Origin of the sequence: Alkalicoccobacillus plakortidis (assembly GCF_023703085.1) — a bacterium.
Classification (GTDB): domain Bacteria; phylum Bacillota; class Bacilli; order Bacillales; family Bacillaceae_D; genus Alkalicoccobacillus; species Alkalicoccobacillus plakortidis.
In genome coordinates this window covers 57,372-81,613 of record NZ_JAMQJY010000005.1, presented here as the reverse complement: position 1 = coordinate 81,613, position 24,242 = coordinate 57,372, and the positions used below count along the sequence as shown (strand labels likewise).

Sequence of the window (24,242 nt, the reverse complement as noted above, 5' to 3'; positions counted from 1 at the left end):
CACCCCTAGGGAGTTCCATCTTTCTTAAAAAAAATAAATGAATTGTTCAATTAAAGGGAGGAAATGAATCATGGGTAAAGAAAAATTCGATCGTTCCAAAACACATGCCAATATCGGTACTATTGGACACGTTGACCATGGTAAAACGACACTAACTGCTGCAATTACAACTGTACTTGCTAAGCGTTCTGGTAAAGGTCAAGCAATGGCGTATGACGCTATTGATGGTGCTCCAGAAGAGCGCGAGCGTGGAATCACAATTTCTACAGCTCACGTTGAATATGAAACTGATTCTCGCCACTACGCACACGTAGATTGCCCAGGACACGCTGACTATGTTAAAAACATGATCACTGGTGCTGCACAAATGGACGGAGGAATCCTAGTAGTATCTGCTGCTGACGGTCCAATGCCACAAACTCGTGAGCACATCCTACTTTCTCGTAACGTAGGTGTACCTGCACTTGTTGTATTCTTAAACAAATGTGACATGGTAGACGACGAAGAGCTTCTTGAGCTTGTAGAAATGGAAGTTCGTGATCTTCTTTCTGAGTATGACTTCCCTGGTGATGACGTTCCAGTTATCCAAGGTTCTGCACTTAAAGCCCTTCAAGGTGATGCAGATTACGAAGAAAAAATCATCGAGCTTATGAACGCAGTTGATGAGTATATTCCTACTCCACCGCGTGACACTGAAAAGCCATTCATGATGCCTGTAGAGGACGTATTCTCAATCACTGGTCGTGGTACTGTTGCGACTGGTCGTGTAGAGCGTGGTCAACTTAACGTTGGTGACGAAATCGAAATCATTGGTATCAACGAAGATGCTAAGAAAACAACTGTTACAGGTGTTGAGATGTTCCGTAAGCTTCTTGACTATGCTGAAGCTGGTGACAACATTGGAGCTCTTCTACGTGGAGTATCACGTGATGATATCCAACGTGGTCAAGTACTTGCTAAGCCAGGTACAATCACTCCACACACTAACTTCACTTCTGAAGTTTATGTACTATCTAAAGACGAGGGTGGACGTCACACTCCATTCTTCACAAACTACCGTCCTCAGTTCTACTTCCGTACAACTGACGTAACGGGTGTTGTACACCTTCCAGAAGGCGTTGAAATGGTAATGCCTGGTGATAACACTGAGATGACTGTTGAGCTTATCGCTCCAATCGCGATCGAAGAGGGAACTCGTTTCTCAATTCGTGAAGGTGGACGTACAGTTGGATCTGGTGTTGTAGCTTCTATCCAGAAGTAATAACACATGAAAAGCACTCCAAATTGGAGTGCTTTTTCTTTTGGGGAAAAGAGCCTAGGTAAGAAACGCAAAAGAATGACAAAACCGAATCATTAAGTTGTGTAAATCACTTAATGATTCGGTTTTTCTGTTCATCACAAGTAAAAGAGATTTGGCCGGGCCACTTGTGAGCCTCAGCTCCAGGAAGTCACCGTCTAAGTCTTGCGCTGATTTATAAATGAAATTGAGTGACATTCAGATCAGAGGATTTCAATATAGTAATGCTGTCAATTTAATCAATAGATTTGTTCCTCTTTATAAGTTATTCTTTTAATTCAAATTGTTGATTTTAAGATTCGTTTGTTTCGTTTTGTGTCAAACTGTTTCCTATCTACTACTTCATACGTTACTATCTCTGAAAAGTAGATGAATACTTCTATTCTTTTTCTTAATATCCCTTTAATAAGATTTAATTAACTAGGTAAAAATCCGTTGATATTCTTTAAAAATATGACGCACTGACATAGCGGACGGGATGGGGAGGCCGACTCCTGCGGGACTAAAAGGCAAGGTTGAAATAAAATGGCGCTAGCCAGTTTAGTTCAACGCCTTTCCGCGGAAAGCGTGCCCTCCATCCCGGTAGCGGCTCGACTGCAGATTACCCGTTCTTCCATATCTATCGTTAAGCCATAGACGGGGTCCCTGTCAATGTCTTTTAAGGTTATCAGTAGCATCTTTACCATCATCAAAAAAGAAATTCAGAAAAACCTTGGTCTATCAATAAATTTCTTTTCGAAACTCCTTGCATTTATAAGACTAAGTCATTATAATAGTAGAAGTGTGCCCAAACTATATTTATCTTGTTCTATTTTAGAACAGGGAAAATGGAAGTGAGTGCTGCATTGACATCGATGATGCGGAAGGTTGCTGATACACCCGGCCCCATTGCCATGGCAGAGTGTTGATAATTTTCGCGGAGTATGTCTGTTTATAAAAATGGACGATAAAGGAGGGGCTATAATGGCAAAGCAAAAGATTCGTATTCGTTTAAAAGCTTATGATCACCGTGTTTTGGACCAATCAGCAGAGAAAATCGTAGAAACGGCAAAACGTTCGGGTGCAAGTGTATCAGGACCAATTCCGCTTCCAACTGAGAGATCAGTGTACACGGTTCTTCGTGCTGTGCATAAGTACAAAGATTCTCGTGAGCAATTCGAGATGCGTACACATAAGCGTTTGATTGATATTGTGAATCCAACACCACAAACTGTGGATGCGTTGATGCGTTTGGACTTACCGTCTGGCGTTGACATTGAAATCAAACTATAATTCATAACCTGCTTTCAAGCGGCAATGCCGCTCTCAATAAAATGGCAAACAATAAATTATCTATTAATATAGGAGGTGTAACGGATGACCAAAGGAATCTTAGGTAGAAAAATCGGTATGACTCAGGTATTTGCTGAGAATGGCGAAGTCATCCCAGTAACAGTAATTGAAGCTGAACCAAACGTGGTTTTGCAAAAGAAAACAGTTGATTCTGATGGTTACGAAGCGATCCAACTAGGATTTGCTGACCAGAAGAAAAACAACACAACGAAACCGTCAGAAGGGCATGCAGCAAAAGCCCAAACGACTCCTAAGCGCTACATCAAGGAAATCCGTAACGTTACTCTAGATGACTATGAAGTCGGACAAGAGCTTAGCGTAACAACATTTACAGAGGGCGATATCGTAGACGTAACTGGAACATCTAAAGGGAAAGGTTTCCAAGGTGCTATCAAGCGTCATAACCAATCTCGCGGACCGATGTCCCATGGTTCACGTTACCACCGTCGTCCGGGTTCAATGGGTCCTGTTGCTCCAAACCGTGTATTTAAAGGGAAACTTCTTCCTGGACGTATGGGTGGAGAAACAAAGACTATCCAGAACCTTGAAATTGTAAAGGTTGACGCTGAACGTAATCTTCTTCTTGTAAAAGGAAATGTTCCTGGAGCTAGAAAAGGCTATGTAGCGATTCAGTCCGGAGTTAAAGCTAACTAATCGATCTATAGAAGAAAGGAGGCCACATCATGCCGAAAGTTACAGTATTTAATCAAACTGGTTCAGAGGTTGGCGATATCGAGCTAGCTGATTCCGTTTTTGGAATTGAACCAAATGAGAGTGTTTTACATGACGCGGTTGTAATGCAACAAGCATCACTTCGTCAAGGAACACACAAAACTAAAGGACGTTCTGAAGTACGTGGAGGCGGTCGTAAACCATGGCGCCAAAAAGGTACAGGACGTGCTCGTCAAGGTTCTATCCGTTCACCACAATGGGTAGGCGGTGGAGTAGTCTTTGGACCAACACCACGTAGCTATAGCTTCAATCTTCCTAAGAAGGTTCGTCGTTTGGCTATCAAATCAGCTCTATCTAGCAAAGTGCTAGCTTCTGAAGTTGTTGTGCTTGAAGATCTTAAATTTGATGCAGTAAAAACAAAAGACATGGCAGCAGTCTTGTCTGGACTTTCTATTGCTAAAAAAGCTCTTGTTGTTGTTTCTGACTACAATGAGAACGTAGAACTATCAAGTCGTAATCTTCCTAATGTAACAGTTTTAACTGCTGATTCTGTTAATGTTCTTGATGTGCTTAAGCACGACAAGCTTGTTTTAACAAAAGCGGCTGTTGAAAAGGTAGAGGAGGTGCTTGCATAATGTCAAACGCTCGTGATATCTTAAAGCGCCCTATCATTACTGAACGTTCAACTGATCTGATGGAAGATAAGAAATACACATTTGAAGTTGATGTTCGTGCGAACAAGACTCAAATTAAATCAGCTGTTGAAGAAATCTTTGAAGTAAAGGTTTCTAATGTCAATACAATTAACTCCAAAGGGAAGTCAAAACGTTTCGGACGTTACACTGGCTACACGGCTCGCCGTAAAAAAGCTATTGTTACATTAACGCCTGAAAGTAAAGAACTAGACTTCTTTGAAGGGTAACATTAACAAAGAAGGAGGGAATTAAACATGGCCATTAAAAAGTATAAACCAACCAGTGCCGGTCGTCGTGGCATGTCAGTACTTGACTTTGCTGAACTTACGACGGATAAGCCGGAAAAGTCGTTACTTGCTCCTTTACACAAAAAAGGCGGACGTAACAACCAAGGTAGATTGACAGTACGTCACCAAGGTGGCGGACACAAACGTCAATACCGTATTGTTGATTTCAAACGTAACAAAGATGGAATTCCAGGACGCGTTGCTACAATCGAGTACGATCCAAACCGTTCTGCTAATATCGCGTTGCTTCACTATGCAGATGGTGAAAAACGTTATATCTTAGCTCCAAAAGGCCTTAAGGTCGGAACTGTTGTAGAATCAGGTGCAGAATCAGATATCAAAGTGGGTAACACTCTTCCACTTATCAATATCCCAGTCGGTACTATTATTCACAACATCGAACTTCGTCCAGGAAAAGGTGGTCAGCTAGTTCGTTCTGCTGGTGCAGAAGCTCAACTTCTTGGTAAAGAAGGACAGTATGTACTTGTTCGTCTGAAGTCAGGGGAAACTCGTTACATCCTATCTACTTGCCGTGCTACAATCGGTCAAGTTGGTAACCTTGAGCACGAACTTGTGAACATCGGTAAAGCTGGTCGTTCTAGATGGTTAGGCAAGCGCCCAACGGTTCGTGGATCTGTAATGAACCCTAACGATCACCCACACGGTGGTGGTGAAGGTAGATCACCAATCGGACGTAAGTCTCCAATGTCTCCTTGGGGTAAACCAACTCTTGGATACAAAACACGTAAGAAGAACAACCAATCTGACAAGTACATTGTACGTCGTCGCAAAAAATAACGCGATATGGCTTCGGTTCTCAAGTCCGGGAGCCGGTTGCCAATCACGGGAGGAGGTAATCTCATGAGCCGTAGTTTGAAAAAGGGACCTTTTGTTGATGGTCATCTGATGAAAAAAGTTGAAGCTCTTAACGAAACTAACGATAAGAAAGTAATTAAAACTTGGTCTCGTCGTTCAACCATCTTTCCTGATTTCGTCGGTCATACATTTGCAATCTATGATGGTCGTAAGCATGTACCGGTATACGTATCTGAAGATATGGTAGGTCATAAGCTTGGGCGAATTCGCACCAAGCCGTACTTACAAAGGTCACGCTGCTGACGATAGAAAAACTAGACGTTAAGGATTGAAGAGAGGAGGTTTAAGACCATGCAAGCTAAAGCTGTAGCAAAACAAATTCGTATTGCTCCTCGTAAAGTGCGTTTGGTTATAGACTTGATTCGCGGCAAAAATGTTGGAGAAGCAGTGGCTATTTTACGTCACACTCCAAAAGCTGCCTCGCCGGTAGTAGAAAAGCTGCTGAATTCAGCTATTGCTAATGCAGAACACAATTACGAGATGGAGCCTAATAACCTTGTTATTAGTGAAGCCTTTGTTGATGAAGGTGTAACTCTTAAACGTTTCCGCCCTCGTGCGATGGGACGTGCAAGCAAAATTAACAAACGTAGTAGCCATATTACGATTGTAGTAACTGAAAAGAAGGAGGGATAACGCATGGGTCAAAAAATTAATCCGATAGGTCTTCGGGTTGGTGTTATTCGTGACTGGGAGTCTAAATGGTACGCAGATAAAGACTATGCAAACCTACTTCACGAAGATATTAAAATCCGTGACTATGTTGAGAGTCGCTTAAAAGAAGCATCCGTTTCTAAAGTAGAAATCGAGCGTGCTGCTAATCGTGTGAACATCACTATCTCTACTGCTAAACCAGGAATGGTTATTGGTAAAGGTGGATCAGAGGTTGAAGCTCTTCGTAAAGCGCTAAACGACCTAACTGGTAAAAGAGTTCACATTAACATCTTTGAAATCAAGCAAGCTGATCTTGATGCTAAGCTTGTTGCTGAAAATATTGCTCGTCAACTTGAGAATCGTATCTCTTTCCGTCGTGCGATGAAACAATCGATTCAACGTACTATGCGTTCTGGCGCTAAAGGAATTAAAACGCAAGTATCTGGCCGTCTTGGTGGAGCAGATATCGCGCGTTCTGAGCATTACAACGAAGGAACAGTTCCACTTCATACACTTCGTGCTGATATCGATTATGGTACAGCAGAAGCAGATACCACTTATGGTAAAATCGGTGTTAAAATCTGGATTTATCGTGGTGAAGTCCTTCCAACGAAAGGAACTAAAAAAGAGGAAGGAGGCAAATAATCATGTTATTACCTAAACGTGTTAAATATCGTCGCGAACATCGCGGAAAAATGCGTGGTCGTGCAAAAGGTGGTACTGAAGTTCACTTTGGTGAGTTCGGACTACAAGCTACAGAAGCTTCTTGGGTGACAAACCGTCAGATCGAAGCTGCTCGTATTGCTATGACTCGTTACATGAAGCGTGGTGGTAAGGTTTGGATCAAGATTTTCCCTTCTAAGCCATACACTGCAAAGCCTTTAGAAGTTCGAATGGGTTCTGGTAAAGGGGCACCTGAAGGATGGGTTGCTGTTGTGAAACCTGGTAAGATTATGTTTGAAATCTCTGGAGTATCAGAAGAAGTTGCTCGTGAAGCTCTTCGTCTTGCCTCTCACAAATTGCCGCTCAAAACTAAGTTTGTAAAACGTGAAGAATTGGGTGGTGACGCAAATGAAAGCTAATGATATCCGTAATTTAACCACTGCTGAGATTGAAAAACAGACTCAAACATTGAAAGAGGAGTTATTTAACCTTCGCTTTCAACTAGCAACTGGTCAATTAGATAATCCATCACGTATCCGCGAGGTACGTAAAGGAATCGCTCGTACAAAGACCGTTTTGCGTGAGCGTGAGCTTGGAATTAATAACGGCTAAAGAGGAGGTTTGCTAAATGGAACGCAACCAACGTAAGGTATATCAAGGTCGCGTTGTTTCCGACAAAATGGATAAAACCATCAGTGTTCTTGTTGAAACTTACAAGAAAGATCGTTTGTACGGAAAACGTGTTAAATATTCAAAGAAACTTAAAGCCCATGATGAAGAGAACACTGCTAAAGCTGGTGACATCGTTCGAATCATGGAAACTCGTCCGCTATCTAAGGACAAACGTTTTCGTCTAGTAGAAATCGTTGAAGAAGCGGTTATCATTTAATAGAAGCTTTTGATTCGAAGGGAGGTAAATTCATATGATTCAACAGGAATCCCGTTTAAAAGTCGCAGATAACTCTGGTGCTCGTGAAGTACTATGTATTAAAGTTCTAGGTGGTTCTGGACGTAAGACTGCTAACATTGGTGATGTAATTGTTTGTTCTGTAAAACAAGCAACACCAGGTGGCGTTGTCAAAAAGGGTGAAGTTGTTAAAGCGGTAATCGTTCGTACTAAAACAGGTGCTCGTCGTAATGACGGTTCATACATCAAATTTGATGAGAATGCAGCTGTAATCGTACGTGATGATAAGAGCCCGCGCGGAACTCGTATCTTTGGACCGGTTGCTCGTGAACTTCGCGATAACCAATTCATGAAGATTGTTTCTCTTGCTCCGGAAGTTCTGTAAGTAACGATTGAATGCAAGACCCAGGGAGGTGCAAATATGTCAAACATGCATGTCAAAAAAGGTGACACAGTAATCGTGATCGCTTGGTAAAGACAAAGGTAAGCAAGGAGTTGTTCTTGAAGCTTTTCCTAAGAAGAGCCGTGTGCTTGTTGAAGGTGTAAACCTTGTTAAGAAACACGCGAAGCCATCTCAGGATAATCCACAAGGCGGCATCCTTAACCAAGAAGCATCAATTCATTCATCTAACGTGATGCACGTTGATCCTAAATCAGGAGAGCGCACACGTGTTGGATATAAAGAAGAGAACGGTAAAAAAGTACGGGTTGCAAAACGTTCTGGCGAAGCGCTAGACAAGTAATCAACACGTTTGAAAGGAGGCCCCAATAAATGAGTCGTTTAAAAGAAAAGTACTCTCAAGAAATCGCTCCATCTCTAGTTGAAAAGTTTAAGTACAGCTCAACGATGGCGGTTCCGAAACTAGATAAAATCGTAATCAACATGGGTGTTGGTGAAGCCGTATCAAATGCAAAAGCACTTGATAAAGCAGTTGAGGAATTAACTGAGATCGCTTGGTCAAAAACCAGTTATCACTAAAGCTAAGAAATCAATTGCTGGTTTTAAACTTCGTGAAGGTATGCCAATCGGCGCTAAAGTTACACTTCGCGGACAACGTATGTATGATTTCCTTGATAAATTAGTTAGTGTATCTCTTCCACGTGTTCGTGACTTCCGTGGGATCTCAAAGAAAGCTTTTGACGGTCGCGGTAACTACACACTTGGTGTGAAAGAACAACTAATTTTCCCTGAAATTAACTACGATAAAGTAGATAAAGTACGTGGAATGGATATCGTTATCGTAACGACTGCTCAGTCTGATGAAGAAGCACGTGAATTGCTAACTCAAATGGGTATGCCGTTTCAAAAGTAAGTTAAGTCTTCTTGAATAGGAGGGAATACATTGGCAAAAAAATCAATGATCGCAAAACAAAAGCGTAAACCTAAATTTAAAGTGCAAGAATATACACGTTGTGAAAAATGTGGACGTCCGCACTCAGTATTACAGAAATTTAAACTTTGCCGTATTTGCTTTAAAGATCTCGCTTATAAAGGACAAATTCCTGGCGTTAAAAAAGCAAGCTGGTAATACCTAGAACGGGAAGGAGGTAATTAAACATGGTTATGACAGATCCTATCGCAGATATGCTTACTCGTATTCGTAACGCTAACCTTGTTCGTCACGAGAAGCTTGAGCTGCCAGCTTCAACGATTAAAAAAGAAATTGCCGATATTTTGAAGCGTGAAGGTTTCATTCGCGATTTTGAATATATCGAAGACAGCAAACAAGGTGTGATTCGTATTTTCCTTAAATACGGTTCGACTAACGAACGTGTAATCACTGGCCTTAAACGTATCAGCAAGCCAGGACTTCGTGTCTATGCTAAATCAGGGGAACTTCCTCGTGTACTTGGCGGACTTGGAATTGCGCTTGTATCAACATCAAAAGGTCTTATGACAGACAAAGATGCTCGTCAACAGCAAGTCGGTGGAGAAGTACTGGCTTACGTTTGGTAAGAGTGTGTTTGAATCGAATGGAGGTGTAATGTATGTCCCGAGTTGGTAGAAAACCAATTGAAGTTCCTGGTGATGTTACAGTTACACTAGAAGGTACTTTTATTAAAGTAAAAGGTCCTAAAGGTGAACTGAGCCGCGATTTGCACCCGGACATGAAAGTAAACGTAGAAGAAAAAGAGATCACGGTTGAACGCCCATCGGATCACAAAGAGCACCGCGCTCTTCATGGTACAACACGTAGCTTGATCAACAACATGGTTGAAGGTGTAACTAAAGGCTTCGAACGTGGACTTGAGCTTGTAGGTGTAGGTTACCGTGCTTCTAAATCAGGAAACAAACTTGTTCTTAACGTTGGATACTCTCACCCAGTTGAGATCGTTCCTGCTGAAGGAATCGAAGTTGAAGTTCCTTCAAATACAAAAGTAGTTGTTAAAGGGATTGATAAGCAAGCTGTTGGTGCTCTTGCATCTAACATCCGTGCTGTTCGTCTACCTGAGCCTTACAAAGGTAAAGGAATTCGCTACGAAGGTGAAAATGTTCGCCGCAAAGAAGGAAAAACAGGTAAATAATTAATTAATTAGTTAGCGAAAGGAATGACGTTTAATGATTACGAAGCCGAACAAAAATCAGGCACGTAAGAAAAGACATGCTCACGTTCGTCGCGCCATTACTGGTACGCCTGAACGTCCACGTCTTAACGTTTTCCGTTCTTCGAAACACATCTACGCTCAGTTGATCGATGATGTGAATCGTGTAACTTTGGCTCAAGCTTCTTCTTTAGATAAAGAACTTGACCTTAAGAACGGTGCGAACAAAGAAGCAGCTGAAAAAGTTGGTTCTCTTGTAGCAAAACGTGCAGTGGAAAAAGGACACGAAACAATCGTTTTTGACCGTGGCGGATACATCTATCACGGACGTGTACAAACACTTGCAGATGCAGCTCGCGAGGCTTGTCTGAAATTCTAAGAACAGATAAGGAGGGAAAATAAATGCGTCGTATTGACCCTAATACGTTAGAACTTGAAGAAAAAGTCGTTACGGTTAACCGTGTGGCAAAAGTAGTTAAAGGCGGACGTCGTTTTCGCTTTGCTGCATTAGTTGTAGTTGGCGACAAGAACGGACACGTTGGTTTTGGTATGGGTAAAGCTCAGGAGGTTCCTGAAGCAATCCGCAAAGCTGTCGAGGACGCAAAAAAGAACCTTATTGAGGTTCCAATTGTAGGCACAACACTTCCTCACCAAATTCTAGGACATTTTGGAGCAGGTCGCGTACTACTTAAGCCAGCTTCTGAAGGTACTGGAGTTATCGCAGGTGGTCCTGTTCGTGCAGTACTTGACCTTGCTGGTGTAGGCGATATCCTATCTAAATCATTGGGCTCTAACAACCCAATTAACATGGTACGTGCTACAATCCAAGGCCTGTCAAACCTAAAACGTGCTGAAGAAGTTGCAAAACTTCGTGGCAAATCCGTAGAAGAACTCTTAGGATAAGGAGGGACATTTAAATGGCTAAGAAATTAGAAATTACCCTCACGCGTAGTTTGATTGGTCGCCCTGAAACTCAGCGCGTTACCGTTAACACGCTAGGTTTACGTAAAATGCACCAAACTGTAGTGCAACAAGATAACGTTGCGATCCGCGGTATGGTTAATAAAGTAAGCCACTTGGTAACTGTTAAAGAAATTGAAGCTTAATTGACGATTTTTGAAAGAGGAGGTGTCGACATTGAAACTTCATGAGTTGAAGCCTGCAGAAGGTTCTCGTAAAGTTCGTAATCGCGTAGGCCGAGGAATCGGTTCTGGAAATGGTAAAACAAGCGGTAGAGGTCATAAAGGTCAAAACTCTCGTTCTGGTGGCGGAGTTCGTCCAGGATTTGAGGGTGGACAAAATCCACTATACCGTCGTTTACCAAAACGCGGATTCACTAACCGTACTCGTAAAGAGTACTCAGTAATTAGTCTTGATACACTTAACCGTTTTGACGCGGGTACAGAAGTTACACCGGAACTTCTTATCGAGTCTAAGACAGTTAAAAACGTAAAAGACGGAATTAAAGTACTAGGTAATGGTACGCTAGATAAAAAGCTAACTGTGAAAGCAAACAAGTTTTCAGCAACAGCAGTAGAAGCGATTGAGGCAGCTTGCGGAAAAACCGAGGTGGTTTAATGTTCCGGACGATCTCCAACATTTTCCGAGTGGGTGATTTGCGCCGTAAGGTTATTTTCACCCTTCTTATGCTCATTGTTTTTCGAATCGGAAGCTTTATTCCTATCCCAGGTTCAAATAGCGAGGTATTAACCTTCTTTGATGAAGCAAATGCTTTCGGATTTTTGAACACCTTCGGGGGAGGGGCTCTAGGAAACTTCTCGATTTTTGCTATGGGTATTATGCCATACATTACAGCATCCATCGTTGTACAATTGTTACAAATGGACGTGGTACCTAAGTTCACCGAATGGGCAAAACAAGGTGAAGCGGGCCGCCGTAAGCTGGCACAGGTAACTCGTTATGGAACGATCGTTTTAGGTTTTGTTCAAGCATTAGGGACTTCAATTGGTTTCAACACACTTGCTCCAGGTCTGATTGAGAATCCTGGTGTAATGACATATTTGTTCATTGCATTAGTTCTTACAGCTTGGTACAGCCTTCCTTATGTGGTTGGGTGAGCAAATCACCGCAAACGGTGTTGGAAACGGGATCTCTATTATTATATTTGCAGGTATTGCAGCTGGGATTCCAAACGGTCTTAATCAGATATACACATCTGAGATCCAGGGTGCTGGAGATCAGCTTTTCCTAAGTATTATTACGCTACTAGTTCTTGCATTAGCCATTCTACTGATTGTTGTAGGAGTTATTTACATTCAACAGGCCTTACGTAAGGTGCCTGTTCAATATGCAAAACGTCAAGTGAATAATCGTGCTACAACGGGCGGTCAATCTACGCACTTGCCATTAAAGGTAAATGCGTCAGGTGTTATCCCAGTTATCTTTGCTTCAGCGCTATTCTACTTCCCAGGAACCATTGCTGGTTTCTTTGGAACAGAAAACGCGACAGCAAGAGTGATTGTGGATATCTTTAAGCCGGCAAACCCATATGGTGCGGTCATTTTTGTTGCGTTGATTATTGCATTTACGTATTTCTATACATTCATTCAGGTTAATCCGGAAAAAATGGCAGAAAATCTTAAGAAGCAAGGTGGATATATCCCTGGAATCCGTCCTGGAAAAACCACACAGAATTACTTAACTCGCATTTTATACCGTTTGACCTTTGTTGGATCGTTGTTTCTTGCTACAGTTGCCATTATTCCTGTTATTTTCATTCAAGTAATGAACTTGCCACCATCTATTCAGATTGGCGGTACAGGACTACTGATTGTTGTTGGTGTTGCTTTAGATACAATGAAACAAATCGAAGGACAGTTAATCAAACGTTCGTATAAAGGCTTCATTAAGTAAACATGCATTCGGGGTTTATGCCCCGTTCGCTTGTTGTCGGGAGAACGGATGAGAGGGGACTCGTAATGAATCTAATGTTAATGGGACTGCCTGGTGCTGGTAAAGGTACCCAAGCAGAAAAAATCTCTAAGAAATATGAGGTACCTCATATTTCAACGGGAGATATGTTCCGAGCTGCGATCAAAGATCAGACTGAACTTGGTGTGGAAGCTAAGTCCTATATGGACGGCGGTAACCTTGTACCAGATGAAGTCACAATCGGTATAGTACGCGAGCGATTATCTCAGGATGATTGCAAAAAAGGGTTTTTATTAGACGGATTTCCTAGAACAGTAGCTCAAGCACAAGCCTTAGAAGAAATTCTAGCTGAGCAAGGTCGTACGTTAGACTACGTACTCTATGTTCATGTTCCTGAGCAACTACTGATGGATCGTTTAACTGGTAGAAGAGTTTCTTCTTCTGGTCGTACGTATCATGTGCTTTTTAACCCACCAAAGGTTGAAGGCAAAGATGATGTGGACGGTAGCGATCTGATTCAAAGGGAAGACGACAAACCAGAAACCGTTAAAAAGCGTCTAGAGGTAAATATTGCGCAAACACAGCCGCTTATTGACTTCTATACTGAGAAAGAGTATCTTCAAACGATACATGGCGATCAAGAAATCGATCAGGTGTTTGAAGAGATTGATTCCCTGTTAAAGGGACTCCATGCATGATTATTCTAAAGACCGATAGGGAAATAGAAATTATGCGTGAAGCTGGACGAATTGTGGCCCTAACTCATCAAGAGCTCAAGCCACATATTAAGCCAGGGGTCACTACAGGTGAACTCGATCAAATTGCTGAGAGATTCATTCGGTCTCACGGAGCAGTTCCTTCTTTTAAGGACTATAACGGATTTACAGGCAGTGTATGTGCTTCAGTAAATGAGGAACTGGTGCATGGTATTCCGGGTGAGCGGGTTCTGAAAGATGGCGATATAATCAGTCTGGATATTGGTGCCTACCATAATGGATATCATGGAGATTCAGCATGGACGTATGCCGTTGGCTCCGTTAATGCCGATGATTCACAGTTATGTGAGGTAACTGAAGCAGCACTGTATAGTGGTTTAGAACAGGCCAAACCTGGTGCTAGACTATCTGATATTTCCCATGCCATTCAGAATTATGCCGAACCTCTTGGATTCTCGATTGTAAGAGAGTATGTCGGCCATGGAGTCGGGCAAAACTTACATGAAGATCCACAAATTCCGAACTACGGACCTCCTGGAAAAGGCATTCGCCTTAAAAAGGGTATGGTGCTAGCAATTGAACCAATGATCAACGCGGGTTCAAGGTATGTACGAACGCTCGAAGATAACTGGACAGTTGTTACCGTAGATGGCAAAAAGTGCGCTCATTATGAGCACACCATTGCAATAACAGAAACAGGCTATGAAATTTTGACAAAAGCTTGATTTTGTAAGGTGATTAGTCGATTTTGATTTGCTTTAATGTTATTATAGGAATGTTAGGGGTTTTTTGTTTGAAGAGGCAAAACCCTCTTTTGATAAAACTTGCTTTATGTTGGATTCCGTACTAGTTTATATAGACACGATTTACTGAAGGGAGGAACCTTAGTACATGGTCAAAGAGGATGTTATCGAAGTAGAAGGAACGGTTATTGAACCGCTTCCCAATGCGATGTTTCGTGTAGAACTTGAGAATGGTCACAAAATTCTCGCTCACGTATCAGGTAAGATTCGGATGCACTTCATTCGTATTCTTCCAGGGGATAAGGTCACAATTGAACTATCTCCATATGATCTGACACGTGGACGAATCACTTATAGGTATAAATAATAGCATTGGCGTAACGAAAAGTTATCGCTGTGCGCTTCCTTACAGGAGGGGGTTATCTGTTATGAAGGTCAGTCCATCGGTAAAACCAATTTGCGAAAAATGCAAAGTCATTAAACGCAAAGGCGTCGTAATGGTTATTTGTGAAAATCCGAAACACAAGCAAAAACAAGGTTAATTTATAAGGAGGTGCAGAACGTATGGCACGTGTTGCAGGTATTGATATTCCGCGCGATAAGCGAGTAGTTATCTCACTTACTTACGTTTTCGGAATCGGTAAAACTAAAGCTTCTCAAGTTCTTGCACAAGCTGGAGTATCTGAAAATACTCGAGTTCGTGACTTAACTGAAGAAGAGCTTGGTAAAATCCGTGAAGCATTAGAAGCTCATTCAGTTGAAGGGGATCTTCGTCGTGAAGTTTCACTAAACATCAAACGTTTAATTGAAATTGGTTCATATCGAGGCATTCGCCACCGTCGTAGTTTGCCAGTACGTGGGCAAAACTCTAAAAACAACGCTCGTACACGCAAAGGTCCACGTCGGACTGTAGCTAACAAGAAGAAATAAGTAAAGGAGGTCGAGGATAACTATGGCTAAGAAAACGAATACTCGTCCAAAGCGCCGGCAGAAGAAAAATATTGAATCTGGTGTTGCTCACATCCGTTCTACTTTTAACAACACAATTGTGACTATCACAGATACTCAAGGTAACGCAATCTCTTGGGCAAGCTCTGGAGCACTTGGTTTCAAAGGTTCACGTAAATCAACTCCATTTGCTGCACAAATGGCTGCAGAAGCAGCTGCTAAAACAGCAATGGAACACGGAATGAAAAGCATTGAGGTTTCTGTTAAAGGACCTGGAGCTGGACGTGAAGCTGCAATTCGTTCTTTACAGGCAATTGGGCTAGAAGTAAACATGATCAAAGATGTTACTCCTGTTCCACACAACGGCTGCCGTCCACCAAAACGTCGCAGAGTGTAACGGAATCACTCATTTGTATAGATTTCCTGTAAGTGTCAATAATGGATGAGACGATCACAATCCGATTGACCTGAAGGTGAAAGTTTGGATTTGCCTATGGGAGACCAATTAGGCAATCCATGCGGTCTACCGGAGTTCGACGTTTTGAAGGAGGGTTTGTTTAATGATCGAAATTGAAAAGCCAAATATTGAAACGGTTGAAGTTAGTGAAGACGCAAAGTATGGTAAGTTTGTAGTAGAGCCACTTGAAAGAGGATATGGTACAACACTAGGTAACTCACTGCGCCGAATTCTTCTATCTTCTCTTCCAGGAGCAGCCGTTACTGCTGTTCAGATTGATGGTGTGTTACATGAATTCTCAACGATTGAAGGCGTTGTGGAAGACGTAACAACGATTATTTTGAACCTGAAAAAGCTAGCTCTTAAGATTTACTCTGAAGAAGAGAAGACACTAGAAATCGACATTCAAGGTGAAGGTGTTGTAACTGCTGGTGACTTAACTCACGATAGTGATGTTGAGGTATTAAACCCAGATCTTCATATTGCTACGTTGACAAAAGGTGCTAATCTGCACATGCGTCTTCTAGCTAAACAAGGTCGTGGGTATGTATTGGCTGAGGGAAATAAGAACGACGATCAGCCAATCGGTGTTCTTCCTATTGACTCTATTTATACTCCAGTTGCACGTGTAAACTATCAAGTTGAGAATACACGTGTCGGTCAAGTAACTAACTATGATAAACTAACCCTTGATGTTTGGACAGATGGAAGCACTCGTCCCGAGGAAGCTGTTTCTCTTGGTGCTAAAATCTTGAACGAGCATCTCAATATTTTTGTTGGATTAACGGATCAAGCGCAAAATGCTGAAATCATGGTTGAAAAAGAAGAAGATCAGAAGGAAAAAGTACTTGAGATGACGATCGAAGAACTTGACCTATCTGTTCGATCTTATAACTGTTTAAAACGTGCTGGCATTAACACAGTTCAAGAGCTGACACACAAAACAGAAGAAGACATGATGAAAGTACGTAACCTTGGTCGTAAATCACTAGAAGAAGTTCAAGAAAAGTTGGGTGAGCTAGGTTTAGGTCTTCGTAACGAAGAATAAGCCAGCCCCGGCCGTTTCTTTTACTCACTTCTTTATTTAATAAGCAACCTTACACAATGGCTTTTTTTACAGGCTTTTGTTAGGTGATTTTTTCATGTTAAGGACTCTGCTCTAAGCAGCAGGTTAAGGGAGGGAAATACACATGGCATACGCAAAACTTGGTCGTGATAGTGCTGGTCGTAAAGCATTATTCCGTGATCTTACTACAGATCTAATTATCAACGAGCGCATCGAAACAACTGAAGCAAAAGCGAAGGAGCTTCGTTCAATCGTTGAGAAAATGATTACTCTTGGTAAGCGTGGAGACTTGCATGCTCGTCGTCAGGCAGCTGCATTTGTTCGTCGTGAGGTAGCTGATACAGAAACTAAGCAGGATGCAATCCAAAAGCTTTTTGCTGATATCGCACCACGCTACGAGGAACGTCAAGGTGGATACACTCGTATTCTTAAAATTGGACCGCGTCGTGGAGACGGTGCACCAATGGTATACATTGAGCTTGTATAACCTATAACGTTTATATAAGGCGACTAAGGGCAGAAGAGACTGTGAGCGTAATTGCTCTGACTCTATTGCCCTTTTTTGTATTCAAAAAAAGGAGTGAGTGGCAATGACTGTTCTTATTGATATCCAAAATGTGAGCTTTCAATACCCTCATTCTTCTAGCCCTGTTCTAAATGAGATCTCTCTTCAAGTCTCAAAAGGAGAGTGGGTAGCAGTTGCTGGTCGTAATGGCTCTGGTAAATCAACACTTGCTCGGCTGTTAAATGCACAGCTTCAACCGACATCTGGAGCCATTTATCTAGCAGGCGAACCGATGGCTGATCCTGCGTTTGAACGTAATCATCGTAGACGTTGTGGCTATGTATTCCAGAATCCAGATCATCAATTTATTGGAGCAACCGTTTGGGATGACCTAGCCTTTGGATTGGAGAATCATTCGATTGAACGAACTGAGATGGTGGCACGAATGAACAAATATCTCAAAGTGCTCCATTTAGAGGATTTGGTTGATAAAGCTCCACACCAGTTATCAGGTGGCCAAAAACAGCGAGTAGGGCTTGCTTGTATGATGGTGCTTGAGCCTGATGTAATTATCTTAGATGAAGCGACTAGTATGCTAGATCCAAAAGGGCGTCGAGACGTCATGCAGGCTTTAACAGAGATCGCAAATCAAGGTGTAACCATTATTATGATTACACATGATATGGAGGAGGTTCTGCAAGCGGAGCGGTTGCTACTGATTGATCAAGGACGTGTAGTAGCAGATGGTGATCCTTTTCATGTGTTTGAACAGAATCAGCTGCTCGAACAGACTGGGTTAAAGCGACCTTTTGTGGTAGAACTGCAACAAGAACTCAAAAGAACCGGCTTGCAATTGGAAGGACGCTGTTACTCGGAAGGGGAGTTGGTTAAAAGATTATGCAACTTACCTTTAATCAAGTAAACCATACGTATATGGCAGGAACGCCGTTTGAGCATATTGCTTTGAAAAATATCAATCTAAGCATCCCGCCAGGCTCCTTTACTGTTGTGATAGGACCAACGGGTTCAGGCAAATCGACGCTTGTACAGCATATGAACGGATTAATCCGTCCAACATCAGGTGAAGTGCAAGTTGGTACGTATCGACTGAGAGCAAAAAAAGATCGCACATCTTTGCTTACACTCCGGAAGTCGATCGGATTTCTTTTTCAATATCCAGAGCACCAGTTGTTTGAGGAAACAATTGAAAAAGAGTTGATGTTTGGTCCGATGAATTTTGGTGTCTCAAAAACAGAGGCGGAGAGACGTGCAAAAGAGGTCCTGCCAAACGTTGGACTATCACCTGATCTTTTACCCAACTCTCCTTTGAACCTTTCAGGGGGGCAAATGCGTCGCGTAGCCATAGCCTCTATCCTAACCCAGCAGCCAGAGCTTCTCATTCTCGACGAGCCAGCAGCAGGTCTTGATCCTGAAGGGCGCCAAACGATTCTAGATATGCTCTATAGCTATCATCAGAAGCACCAGCAAACAACGGTGCTTGTGACTCACCATATGGAGGACGCACTTCGATTAGCTGATTTTATAGTGGTTATGAATCAAGGGTCTATTTTTCGTAGTGGCACACCGGAAGAGGTATTCTCCGGGCCAGAAGCACTTGTTTCAATTGGTCTGGAACTACCAGAAACGATTCGCTTTATGCAGGAAGTCAAAACCTCTTTTGCATTAACGGATGTTCCCTTTCTAAAAACAAGATCAGAAGTAGTGGAGTATCTTTCACACTTCCTCTCGAATGATAGAAAGGGTGACTCGTAGTGGCTTATTCAATCATTGGTCAATATGTACCAACAGATTCTTTTATGCATCGACTCGACCCACGTTCCAAGGTTATCAGTGTGTTTACATTAGCCATTGTCCTATTTTTAGCTGGAACGTTTCCTACCCTTCTCCTGATGGCAGGAGCAAGCATTGTGCTCGCTGCTGTCTCACGTATTCCTGCTCACTATTATGTGCAGAGTATGAAGCCGATTTTTGTCCTTATTAGCTTTTTTTTCTTATTCCATTTAGTTTTTACTCGTGAGGGAACTGAGTGGTTTTCAATTGGTGCAGTTGGAATCTATTCTGGGGGAGCGATAAAGGGATCGTTTGTAGCTTTGAGGATCTTAACCTTGCTAATGTTTGCATCATTTTTGACACTAACGACTAAAGTGGTTGATCTAACGGATGGATTAGAACGACTTCTGTCACCACTTCAACGAGTAAAACTGCCTGTGCATGAGATGGTGCTGATGATGTCCATTGCCTTACGCTACATTCCGATCTTAATGCAAGAAACGGACAAGCTCACGCGTGCGCAGGCAGCAAGAGGCGCTGATTTAAAATCTGGACCAATTCTATCAAGGATCAAGGCGCTCTATCCACTTCTTTTACCCCTAATTGTTCAATCATTTAGACGTGCTGACACGATGGCACAGGCAATGGAAGCAAGGGGCTACCAAATGGGGGGCGAAAGAACGTCTCTTCGTGAATTAACCTGGAGGACCGGTGATACACTCACCATCTGTTTTACTGCAATAGCTGCTGTAGGTATCATTTTAATGAGGTAAGGAGAGGGTTCGATGCAAAGAATCGCTTGTATGATTGAATATATTGGAACGAACTTTGCTGGATACCAAGTTCAGCCAAACGGTCGAACCGTGCAAGAGGAGCTGGAGTTGGCCCTTTCAAAGCTTCATAAAGGATTACCTATGAAAGTAGCTGCCTCAGGGCGAACAGATGCAGGCGTACATGCGAAGGGGCAAGTCATCCACTTCGATAGTTCACTAGGCATTCCGGGTGAGCGTTGTCTAAGGCAATCAATACGATGCTGCCACAGGATATCCGTGTCGTGAGCAGCCAATTTGTACCTAGTGATTTTCATGCAAGGTATACAACAACAGGCAAGCAGTATCGTTACAAGGTCATTAAGCGAGAGGACATCTTCATGCGCAATCGAGCTCACTTCGTACCCATGGCTCTTAACGTAAGTGCGATGAAAGAAGCAGCCAGTCATCTCGTTGGCACCTATGACTTTAGTTCCTTTTGTGCAGCAAATACATCTGTCATAGATAAAGTCCGGACGATCACCACGTGTGAGATCCACGAGGACCACGATGAGCTTCTGTTTATTCTTGCTGGAGATGGTTTCCTTTATAATATGGTTCGAATTGCAGTAGGCACGCTACTAGAGGTTGGAACCGGAAAAAGGAGCCCTCACGAAATGGAAGCAATCATCGCAGCAAAAAGTCGTGAGTCAGCAGGTAAAACCGCGCCAGCACACGGGCTGTACCTGTGGTCTGTATCGTATGCAGAGCCTTTATTTTAAAGGAAAACAAAGGAATGAAACACCCGGCAGAGTTTTTACAAGATAGTATTGACTTTGCTATCAAAATATTATATGATGTTAAATGGTAATTCTTAAGACCCACAAGCCCCGGGTTACGGAATGGTCATGTAACTTAACATTTATTGTAAGAGTAATGAATAGAATCATGTTCTTAGGAGGGACAATCCATGCGTACAACATATATGGCAAAGCCAGGTCAAGTAGACCGCAAATGGCATATCGTTGATGCTGAAGGACAAACACTTGGTCGTTTGGCTTCTGAAGTTGCATCAATTCTACGTGGTAAAAACAAACCAACGTTCACACCTCACATCGATACTGGTGACTTCGTGATCGTTATCAACGCTTCAAAGATTCAACTTACAGGTAACAAATTGAACGGTAAGATCTACTACCGTCACACAAATCACCCAGGTGGTCTTAAGCAAACAACTGCTAACGACATGCGTAACAACAAACCTGAGCGTATGATTGAACTAGCTGTAAAAGGAATGCTTCCTAAAAATACTCTTGGCCGTGCTCAAGGTATGAAGCTTCACGTATACGCAGGTAGCGAACACAAACATCAAGCACAAAAACCAGAAGTTTACACACTTCGCGGTTAATCGATAGGAGGGTATTACTTTGGCACAAGTACAATATTATGGTACAGGTCGTCGCAAGAACTCAACTGCTCGTGTACGCCTTGTTCCCGGTGATGGAAATATCGTAGTTAATGGTCGTTCTCTAGATGAGTATTTTGGTCTTGAGACTTTAAAGCTTATTGTTAAACAACCACTTCATGAGATCGATGTAGTAGGACAATATGATGTACACGTAAACGTAAACGGCGGTGGATTCACTGGTCAAGCTGGTGCAATTCGTCACGGTATCTCACGTGCACTTCTTAAAGTAGATCCAGAAAACCGTCCAAGCTCTTAAATCTGCTGGATTCCTAACTCGTGACGCACGTATGAAAGAGCGTAAGAAATACGGTCTTAAAGCAGCACGTCGCGCACCTCAGTTCTCAAAACGTTAATATACTTGCTATATCAATGTTCGCCCTCTTTGCTCTTGGAGCAGGGAGGGTTTTTTCGTGTGATTAGAAATCACTCTTCTCTTTTCTCCTTCTCATAATCTTCGTCATAAATCTCTTCACCTCTACATGAAATTTAATGATCTTAACACTTTCCCTACATGCGTTTAACAATCAGTCCTTAAAATGAAACTAATGTATTATAGATTTAAAAATATGCAGCAGAGAAGGAGTAATGAAAAGAAGATATGAAACTCATGAGAAAAACATCGACAATACTACTACTTTCAGTGCTAACTATAGGATCTCTTGAGCTTCCTGTTCAGGCCGCTAGTCAACTATCAAAACCTTCAAAGCCACAAGGGACAACTGAAGAAGTAAATACAGATGCGCCTGTTGGTGAGCAAGCTTTATCAGCAGTGGATCATGGTGAAAATGCTAACGATGATACCTTGAAGAATATTGCTGAGACCAATCCTTTTATACATATTTTAGATGGGTTTGATCAAGTATGGTCTATGAATCAGCCAGATTGGAGAGACGGAACAGCCTTAACTGTACCAGGTGAAAATGGTGAGGTTGCAGATTATGGTGACGGACCAACCGTTTATTTTGATGGATATAAAAATGATCAGACAAAAGTAGTAGCAGATAAGAAGACATATGCTAACACAGAAATTAGAGATCCAACGACGTGGGAAGCGAATATCAGATATGTAGAGCAGGTTACGAATAATAGAACGGATCAAGAGGCTCTAGAGGCCTATTATGATGATCAAAGAGATAAGATATATAGTATGATGGATGGTTTTGGACCTTTAGCAAATACATACGTAGATATTGTTCAACCAAAAACAAATGTGATCAGGTCAGCTGATGAGATGGATAAGCTGTTGGAGGAAACAACGGTAGAAGACGAATCCCAGGGGATGGGTGTATGGGAAGGGACTGAGCTAGAGGATACATTAGATCTAGTGGATTTAATTAGATTTAGGAATCCGTCATCATCTAATCCTTCTAAATACTTTTATTCTTCTCCAAGACCTTACAGAATGAATTCAAATGGTGAAGTGAAAGAAGTTGTGGATGAGAACGGTTTGCCTGTTTGGGACACAATCGGAAGTGGTGAAAGTGCAGAAGAAGAATTACCTTCAGGTGGTAAAAAAGAGACGGGAGAAAGACAGTACCAGCATATGAAACGAATGTGAAAATTATCCCTGCGCTCGAATATGTGAAGAGAATTGCGGAAGACGGCAGAGGTAAAGACGGAGCCTTTCCAAGCGGACATACAAGTGCAGCTTATTTATCTACATTTGGATTTGCATACGCAACGCCAGAAAGATACTCGGAGTTTTTAACAAGAGCAGCTCAAATGGGAGAAAATAGAGTAGTGACTGGCATGCACTCTCCACTTGATATTATAGGAGGAAGAATACAGTCCACGGCTATGACTGCCTATGCATACAATCTTCCAGAGAATAAAGAGGTATTGGATAAGGCTTATCAGAATGCAGGAGATGTATTCGGTGAATTAGCTGCATCAAAAGACATGAGCTTGTACGAATTTGCACATACAGTCACAGAGGATTATACGTTTGAAAATGCCTACGATGAAGAGAAGTGGGAAGATCATGAAGCAAATAAAGCATTCTATCGTGAAAAACTAACATACGGGTTACCTCAAACAGGCACAAAAGGTTTAGACCCTGTCGTACCTAAAGGGGCAGAAGTTTTACTCGAAACGCGTCAGCCTTATTTAGATGATAAACAACGTAGAGAAGTATTGTATACCACAGAAATTGAATCAGGCTATCCTGTAATAGACGAGTCAAATGGCTTGGGAAGAATCGATTTGGTCACAGCATCTGATGGATATGGTGCGTTTCTCGGTAATGTAACAGTGAATATGGATGCTTCAAAAGGAAGATTTAATGCTCATGATTGGTGGAGAAATGATATCACTGGCAGTGGTATGCTGACCAAGCAAGGGACAGGCACACTTACACTGACAGGAAATAATAGTTATTCAGGAGGCACATTGCTACAAGAAGGAACATTAGAAGCTACTTCTGAGACTGCTTTTGGTGAAGGTGATCTTTACGTAGAGAACGGTACAGTTTTAGTGAATGTAGATGAACCTTTGAATGTAAATGGTGACGTAACAATGGAAGCTGGAACCCTAGATATTGCGATGGAAGATGACAAAACTCAACTCATTGCAAATGGACTATTATACCTTGATGGTGGGGATCTGAATTTGGATCTTTCTAATTATGAAATAGATAAGGCAACAGATATTACGTTAATGACTGCCGAGAGGGTGGAAGGTACATTTGATCATGTAACGGCAGATGGATATGACGTAACACTCACTTATCATCAAGATCATGTTGTTGCCCATATTGTTGCAGACGACAGTAACAGACTACCGGATACTGCCACTTCAATTCCTTCGTATTTTTTAGCAGGGATTTTCCTTACCTTAAGTGGAGTATTCTTGTTCATCATGAGAAGAAGAACAGCTTAATCTGTTTTGTAGAATAATTAAAGCATTGGCATCTTGCTTGGTGCTTTTTTTCTATCATTACAAACGCAGTTGTTCTGTGACCACCATCTCCTTTTAGATGGTTATG

At 42.1% G+C, this 24,242-nt stretch carries 33 protein-coding genes and 6 pseudogenes; all 39 read left to right on the top strand.

Going from position 1 to position 24,242, the window contains the following annotated elements; genetic code table 11:
• The first annotated feature begins 70 nt into the window (after positions 1-70).
• Entirely contained in the window at positions 71-1,261 is a 1,191-nt protein-coding gene (gene tuf / locus NDM98_RS21105; protein WP_251611493.1) for an elongation factor Tu, read from the top strand.
• A gap of 999 nt (positions 1,262-2,260) precedes the next feature.
• Entirely contained in the window at positions 2,261-2,569 is a 309-nt protein-coding gene (rpsJ, locus tag NDM98_RS21100; RefSeq protein WP_143850525.1) for a 30S ribosomal protein S10, read from the top strand.
• 84 nt (positions 2,570-2,653) lie between these two features.
• Positions 2,654-3,283 carry a 50S ribosomal protein L3 gene (gene rplC / locus NDM98_RS21095; protein WP_251611492.1) on the top strand — a complete coding sequence of 210 codons (630 nt, stop codon included), beginning with the start codon at positions 2,654-2,656 and terminating at the stop codon, positions 3,281-3,283.
• A gap of 29 nt (positions 3,284-3,312) precedes the next feature.
• Complete coding sequence (rplD, locus tag NDM98_RS21090) at positions 3,313-3,936, top strand: 50S ribosomal protein L4 (protein ID WP_251611491.1); 624 nt, start codon at positions 3,313-3,315, stop codon at positions 3,934-3,936.
• A complete protein-coding gene (rplW, locus tag NDM98_RS21085; protein ID WP_251611490.1) occupies positions 3,936-4,223 on the top strand; it encodes a 50S ribosomal protein L23 in 288 nt (95 codons plus the stop codon). Before rplD ends, rplW begins: the two co-directional genes overlap by 1 nt.
• 27 nt (positions 4,224-4,250) lie before the next feature.
• Positions 4,251-5,081, top strand: coding sequence for a 50S ribosomal protein L2 (rplB, locus tag NDM98_RS21080; RefSeq protein ID WP_251611489.1), 831 nt, complete (start codon positions 4,251-4,253; stop codon positions 5,079-5,081).
• Positions 5,082-5,144: 63 nt separating this feature from the next.
• A pseudogene (rpsS, locus tag NDM98_RS21075) lies at positions 5,145-5,424 on the top strand (30S ribosomal protein S19).
• A gap of 26 nt (positions 5,425-5,450) precedes the next feature.
• Entirely contained in the window at positions 5,451-5,792 is a 342-nt protein-coding gene (rplV, locus tag NDM98_RS21070; protein ID WP_251611488.1) for a 50S ribosomal protein L22, read from the top strand.
• Positions 5,793-5,795: 3 nt separating this feature from the next.
• Positions 5,796-6,455, top strand: coding sequence for a 30S ribosomal protein S3 (gene rpsC, locus NDM98_RS21065; protein ID WP_251611487.1), 660 nt, complete (start codon positions 5,796-5,798; stop codon positions 6,453-6,455).
• Between the two features lie 2 nt (positions 6,456-6,457).
• Positions 6,458-6,892: a 50S ribosomal protein L16 gene (rplP, locus tag NDM98_RS21060; RefSeq protein WP_251611486.1), complete on the top strand. Its 435-nt coding sequence runs from the start codon at positions 6,458-6,460 to the stop codon at positions 6,890-6,892.
• Positions 6,882-7,085: a 50S ribosomal protein L29 gene (gene rpmC, locus NDM98_RS21055; protein ID WP_203090893.1), complete on the top strand. Its 204-nt coding sequence runs from the start codon at positions 6,882-6,884 to the stop codon at positions 7,083-7,085. Before rplP ends, rpmC begins: the two co-directional genes overlap by 11 nt.
• 16 nt (positions 7,086-7,101) lie before the next feature.
• Positions 7,102-7,362, top strand: a complete 261-nt coding sequence (rpsQ, locus tag NDM98_RS21050; protein ID WP_251611485.1) for a 30S ribosomal protein S17 — start codon at positions 7,102-7,104, stop codon at positions 7,360-7,362.
• A 34-nt stretch (positions 7,363-7,396) separates the two neighbouring features.
• The gene (rplN, locus tag NDM98_RS21045; protein ID WP_251611484.1) at positions 7,397-7,765 is read left to right on the top strand and encodes a 50S ribosomal protein L14; all 369 of its coding nucleotides are present in this window, start codon (positions 7,397-7,399) and stop codon (positions 7,763-7,765) included.
• 45 nt (positions 7,766-7,810) lie between these two features.
• Positions 7,811-8,123 (top strand): annotated as a pseudogene (gene rplX, locus NDM98_RS21040) (50S ribosomal protein L24).
• Between the two features lie 29 nt (positions 8,124-8,152).
• Positions 8,153-8,693: pseudogene (gene rplE / locus NDM98_RS21035) on the top strand (50S ribosomal protein L5).
• Positions 8,694-8,723: 30 nt separating this feature from the next.
• Positions 8,724-8,909, top strand: coding sequence for a type Z 30S ribosomal protein S14 (locus NDM98_RS21030; protein ID WP_251611483.1), 186 nt, complete (start codon positions 8,724-8,726; stop codon positions 8,907-8,909).
• A 29-nt stretch (positions 8,910-8,938) separates the two neighbouring features.
• Positions 8,939-9,337: a 30S ribosomal protein S8 gene (gene rpsH, locus NDM98_RS21025; protein ID WP_251611482.1), complete on the top strand. Its 399-nt coding sequence runs from the start codon at positions 8,939-8,941 to the stop codon at positions 9,335-9,337.
• A 32-nt stretch (positions 9,338-9,369) separates the two neighbouring features.
• Positions 9,370-9,906, top strand: a complete 537-nt coding sequence (gene rplF / locus NDM98_RS21020; protein WP_251611481.1) for a 50S ribosomal protein L6 — start codon at positions 9,370-9,372, stop codon at positions 9,904-9,906.
• A 34-nt stretch (positions 9,907-9,940) separates the two neighbouring features.
• Positions 9,941-10,303, top strand: a complete 363-nt coding sequence (gene rplR, locus NDM98_RS21015) for a 50S ribosomal protein L18 (protein ID WP_251611480.1) — start codon at positions 9,941-9,943, stop codon at positions 10,301-10,303.
• Between the two features lie 23 nt (positions 10,304-10,326).
• Entirely contained in the window at positions 10,327-10,827 is a 501-nt protein-coding gene (gene rpsE, locus NDM98_RS21010; RefSeq protein WP_143850508.1) for a 30S ribosomal protein S5, read from the top strand.
• Between the two features lie 14 nt (positions 10,828-10,841).
• Positions 10,842-11,030, top strand: a complete 189-nt coding sequence (rpmD, locus tag NDM98_RS21005; protein ID WP_251611479.1) for a 50S ribosomal protein L30 — start codon at positions 10,842-10,844, stop codon at positions 11,028-11,030.
• A 31-nt stretch (positions 11,031-11,061) separates the two neighbouring features.
• Positions 11,062-11,502, top strand: a complete 441-nt coding sequence (gene rplO / locus NDM98_RS21000; RefSeq protein WP_251611478.1) for a 50S ribosomal protein L15 — start codon at positions 11,062-11,064, stop codon at positions 11,500-11,502.
• A pseudogene (gene secY / locus NDM98_RS20995) lies at positions 11,502-12,798 on the top strand (preprotein translocase subunit SecY). Before rplO ends, secY begins: the two are co-directional and overlap by 1 nt.
• A 65-nt stretch (positions 12,799-12,863) precedes the next feature.
• The gene (locus NDM98_RS20990; protein ID WP_251611477.1) at positions 12,864-13,514 is read left to right on the top strand and encodes an adenylate kinase; all 651 of its coding nucleotides are present in this window, start codon (positions 12,864-12,866) and stop codon (positions 13,512-13,514) included.
• Positions 13,511-14,257, top strand: a complete 747-nt coding sequence (map, locus tag NDM98_RS20985) for a type I methionyl aminopeptidase (RefSeq protein WP_251611476.1) — start codon at positions 13,511-13,513, stop codon at positions 14,255-14,257. The genes NDM98_RS20990 and map overlap by 4 nt, the downstream gene beginning before the upstream one ends.
• Before the next feature lie 166 nt (positions 14,258-14,423).
• Complete coding sequence (gene infA / locus NDM98_RS20980) at positions 14,424-14,642, top strand: translation initiation factor IF-1 (protein ID WP_251611475.1); 219 nt, start codon at positions 14,424-14,426, stop codon at positions 14,640-14,642.
• Between the two features lie 61 nt (positions 14,643-14,703).
• Positions 14,704-14,817 (top strand): 50S ribosomal protein L36, encoded by a 114-nt coding sequence (gene rpmJ / locus NDM98_RS20975; protein WP_143850501.1) that lies wholly within the window; start codon positions 14,704-14,706, stop codon positions 14,815-14,817.
• 22 nt (positions 14,818-14,839) lie between these two features.
• Positions 14,840-15,205, top strand: a complete 366-nt coding sequence (gene rpsM, locus NDM98_RS20970; protein ID WP_251611474.1) for a 30S ribosomal protein S13 — start codon at positions 14,840-14,842, stop codon at positions 15,203-15,205.
• 22 nt (positions 15,206-15,227) lie between these two features.
• The gene (gene rpsK / locus NDM98_RS20965) at positions 15,228-15,620 is read left to right on the top strand and encodes a 30S ribosomal protein S11 (RefSeq protein WP_251611473.1); all 393 of its coding nucleotides are present in this window, start codon (positions 15,228-15,230) and stop codon (positions 15,618-15,620) included.
• Between the two features lie 163 nt (positions 15,621-15,783).
• Positions 15,784-16,728: a DNA-directed RNA polymerase subunit alpha gene (locus tag NDM98_RS20960; protein WP_251611472.1), complete on the top strand. Its 945-nt coding sequence runs from the start codon at positions 15,784-15,786 to the stop codon at positions 16,726-16,728.
• Between the two features lie 142 nt (positions 16,729-16,870).
• Positions 16,871-17,233, top strand: coding sequence for a 50S ribosomal protein L17 (rplQ, locus tag NDM98_RS20955; protein WP_251611471.1), 363 nt, complete (start codon positions 16,871-16,873; stop codon positions 17,231-17,233).
• Between the two features lie 103 nt (positions 17,234-17,336).
• Positions 17,337-18,173 (top strand): energy-coupling factor transporter ATPase, encoded by an 837-nt coding sequence (locus NDM98_RS20950; protein WP_251611470.1) that lies wholly within the window; start codon positions 17,337-17,339, stop codon positions 18,171-18,173.
• The gene (locus NDM98_RS20945) at positions 18,149-19,024 is read left to right on the top strand and encodes an energy-coupling factor transporter ATPase (protein ID WP_251611469.1); all 876 of its coding nucleotides are present in this window, start codon (positions 18,149-18,151) and stop codon (positions 19,022-19,024) included. Before NDM98_RS20950 ends, NDM98_RS20945 begins: the two co-directional genes overlap by 25 nt.
• On the top strand, positions 19,024-19,815 hold the full coding sequence (locus NDM98_RS20940) for an energy-coupling factor transporter transmembrane component T family protein (RefSeq protein WP_251611468.1): 792 nt from the start codon (positions 19,024-19,026) through the stop codon (positions 19,813-19,815). The genes NDM98_RS20945 and NDM98_RS20940 overlap by 1 nt, the downstream gene beginning before the upstream one ends.
• A 12-nt stretch (positions 19,816-19,827) precedes the next feature.
• Positions 19,828-20,573, top strand: a pseudogene (gene truA / locus NDM98_RS20935) (tRNA pseudouridine(38-40) synthase TruA).
• Positions 20,574-20,761: 188 nt separating this feature from the next.
• On the top strand, positions 20,762-21,199 hold the full coding sequence (rplM, locus tag NDM98_RS20930) for a 50S ribosomal protein L13 (protein ID WP_251611467.1): 438 nt from the start codon (positions 20,762-20,764) through the stop codon (positions 21,197-21,199).
• Between the two features lie 19 nt (positions 21,200-21,218).
• A pseudogene (gene rpsI, locus NDM98_RS20925) lies at positions 21,219-21,612 on the top strand (30S ribosomal protein S9).
• Between the two features lie 245 nt (positions 21,613-21,857).
• A complete protein-coding gene (locus NDM98_RS20920) occupies positions 21,858-22,817 on the top strand; it encodes a hypothetical protein (protein ID WP_251611466.1) in 960 nt (319 codons plus the stop codon).
• A 23-nt stretch (positions 22,818-22,840) separates the two neighbouring features.
• Positions 22,841-24,136 carry an autotransporter-associated beta strand repeat-containing protein gene (locus NDM98_RS24350; RefSeq protein WP_251611465.1) on the top strand — a complete coding sequence of 432 codons (1,296 nt, stop codon included), beginning with the start codon at positions 22,841-22,843 and terminating at the stop codon, positions 24,134-24,136.
• The last annotated feature ends 106 nt before the right edge of the window (positions 24,137-24,242 follow it).

Excerpts from the sequence above, each read along its gene's own strand:
- rpsK (WP_251611473.1), top strand. The coding sequence starts at position 15,228 with ATGGCTAAGAAAACGAATACTCGTCCAAAGCGCCGGCAGAAGAAAAAT.
- rplF (WP_251611481.1), top strand. The coding sequence starts at position 9,370 with ATGTCCCGAGTTGGTAGAAAACCAATTGAAGTTCCTGGTGATGTTACA.
- rplB (WP_251611489.1), top strand. The coding sequence starts at position 4,251 with ATGGCCATTAAAAAGTATAAACCAACCAGTGCCGGTCGTCGTGGCATG.
- rplR (WP_251611480.1), top strand. The coding sequence starts at position 9,941 with ATGATTACGAAGCCGAACAAAAATCAGGCACGTAAGAAAAGACATGCT.
- NDM98_RS20990 (WP_251611477.1), top strand. The coding sequence starts at position 12,864 with ATGAATCTAATGTTAATGGGACTGCCTGGTGCTGGTAAAGGTACCCAA.
- NDM98_RS20920 (WP_251611466.1), top strand. The coding sequence starts at position 21,858 with ATGAAACTCATGAGAAAAACATCGACAATACTACTACTTTCAGTGCTA.
- rplM (WP_251611467.1), top strand. The coding sequence starts at position 20,762 with ATGCGTACAACATATATGGCAAAGCCAGGTCAAGTAGACCGCAAATGG.
- NDM98_RS20945 (WP_251611469.1), top strand. The coding sequence starts at position 18,149 with ATGCAACTTACCTTTAATCAAGTAAACCATACGTATATGGCAGGAACG.
- tuf (WP_251611493.1), top strand. The coding sequence starts at position 71 with ATGGGTAAAGAAAAATTCGATCGTTCCAAAACACATGCCAATATCGGT.
- rpmC (WP_203090893.1), top strand. The coding sequence starts at position 6,882 with ATGAAAGCTAATGATATCCGTAATTTAACCACTGCTGAGATTGAAAAA.
- NDM98_RS20950 (WP_251611470.1), top strand. The coding sequence starts at position 17,337 with ATGACTGTTCTTATTGATATCCAAAATGTGAGCTTTCAATACCCTCAT.
- rpsJ (WP_143850525.1), top strand. The coding sequence starts at position 2,261 with ATGGCAAAGCAAAAGATTCGTATTCGTTTAAAAGCTTATGATCACCGT.
- rplC (WP_251611492.1), top strand. The coding sequence starts at position 2,654 with ATGACCAAAGGAATCTTAGGTAGAAAAATCGGTATGACTCAGGTATTT.
- rplP (WP_251611486.1), top strand. The coding sequence starts at position 6,458 with ATGTTATTACCTAAACGTGTTAAATATCGTCGCGAACATCGCGGAAAA.
- rpsC (WP_251611487.1), top strand. The coding sequence starts at position 5,796 with ATGGGTCAAAAAATTAATCCGATAGGTCTTCGGGTTGGTGTTATTCGT.
- NDM98_RS20960 (WP_251611472.1), top strand. The coding sequence starts at position 15,784 with ATGATCGAAATTGAAAAGCCAAATATTGAAACGGTTGAAGTTAGTGAA.
- rplN (WP_251611484.1), top strand. The coding sequence starts at position 7,397 with ATGATTCAACAGGAATCCCGTTTAAAAGTCGCAGATAACTCTGGTGCT.
- rpmJ (WP_143850501.1), top strand. The coding sequence starts at position 14,704 with ATGAAGGTCAGTCCATCGGTAAAACCAATTTGCGAAAAATGCAAAGTC.
- rpmD (WP_251611479.1), top strand. The coding sequence starts at position 10,842 with ATGGCTAAGAAATTAGAAATTACCCTCACGCGTAGTTTGATTGGTCGC.
- rplD (WP_251611491.1), top strand. The coding sequence starts at position 3,313 with ATGCCGAAAGTTACAGTATTTAATCAAACTGGTTCAGAGGTTGGCGAT.
- infA (WP_251611475.1), top strand. The coding sequence starts at position 14,424 with ATGGTCAAAGAGGATGTTATCGAAGTAGAAGGAACGGTTATTGAACCG.
- rpsQ (WP_251611485.1), top strand. The coding sequence starts at position 7,102 with ATGGAACGCAACCAACGTAAGGTATATCAAGGTCGCGTTGTTTCCGAC.
- rpsH (WP_251611482.1), top strand. The coding sequence starts at position 8,939 with ATGGTTATGACAGATCCTATCGCAGATATGCTTACTCGTATTCGTAAC.
- rplV (WP_251611488.1), top strand. The coding sequence starts at position 5,451 with ATGCAAGCTAAAGCTGTAGCAAAACAAATTCGTATTGCTCCTCGTAAA.
- rpsE (WP_143850508.1), top strand. The coding sequence starts at position 10,327 with ATGCGTCGTATTGACCCTAATACGTTAGAACTTGAAGAAAAAGTCGTT.
- rplQ (WP_251611471.1), top strand. The coding sequence starts at position 16,871 with ATGGCATACGCAAAACTTGGTCGTGATAGTGCTGGTCGTAAAGCATTA.
- rplW (WP_251611490.1), top strand. The coding sequence starts at position 3,936 with ATGTCAAACGCTCGTGATATCTTAAAGCGCCCTATCATTACTGAACGT.
- rpsM (WP_251611474.1), top strand. The coding sequence starts at position 14,840 with ATGGCACGTGTTGCAGGTATTGATATTCCGCGCGATAAGCGAGTAGTT.
- map (WP_251611476.1), top strand. The coding sequence starts at position 13,511 with ATGATTATTCTAAAGACCGATAGGGAAATAGAAATTATGCGTGAAGCT.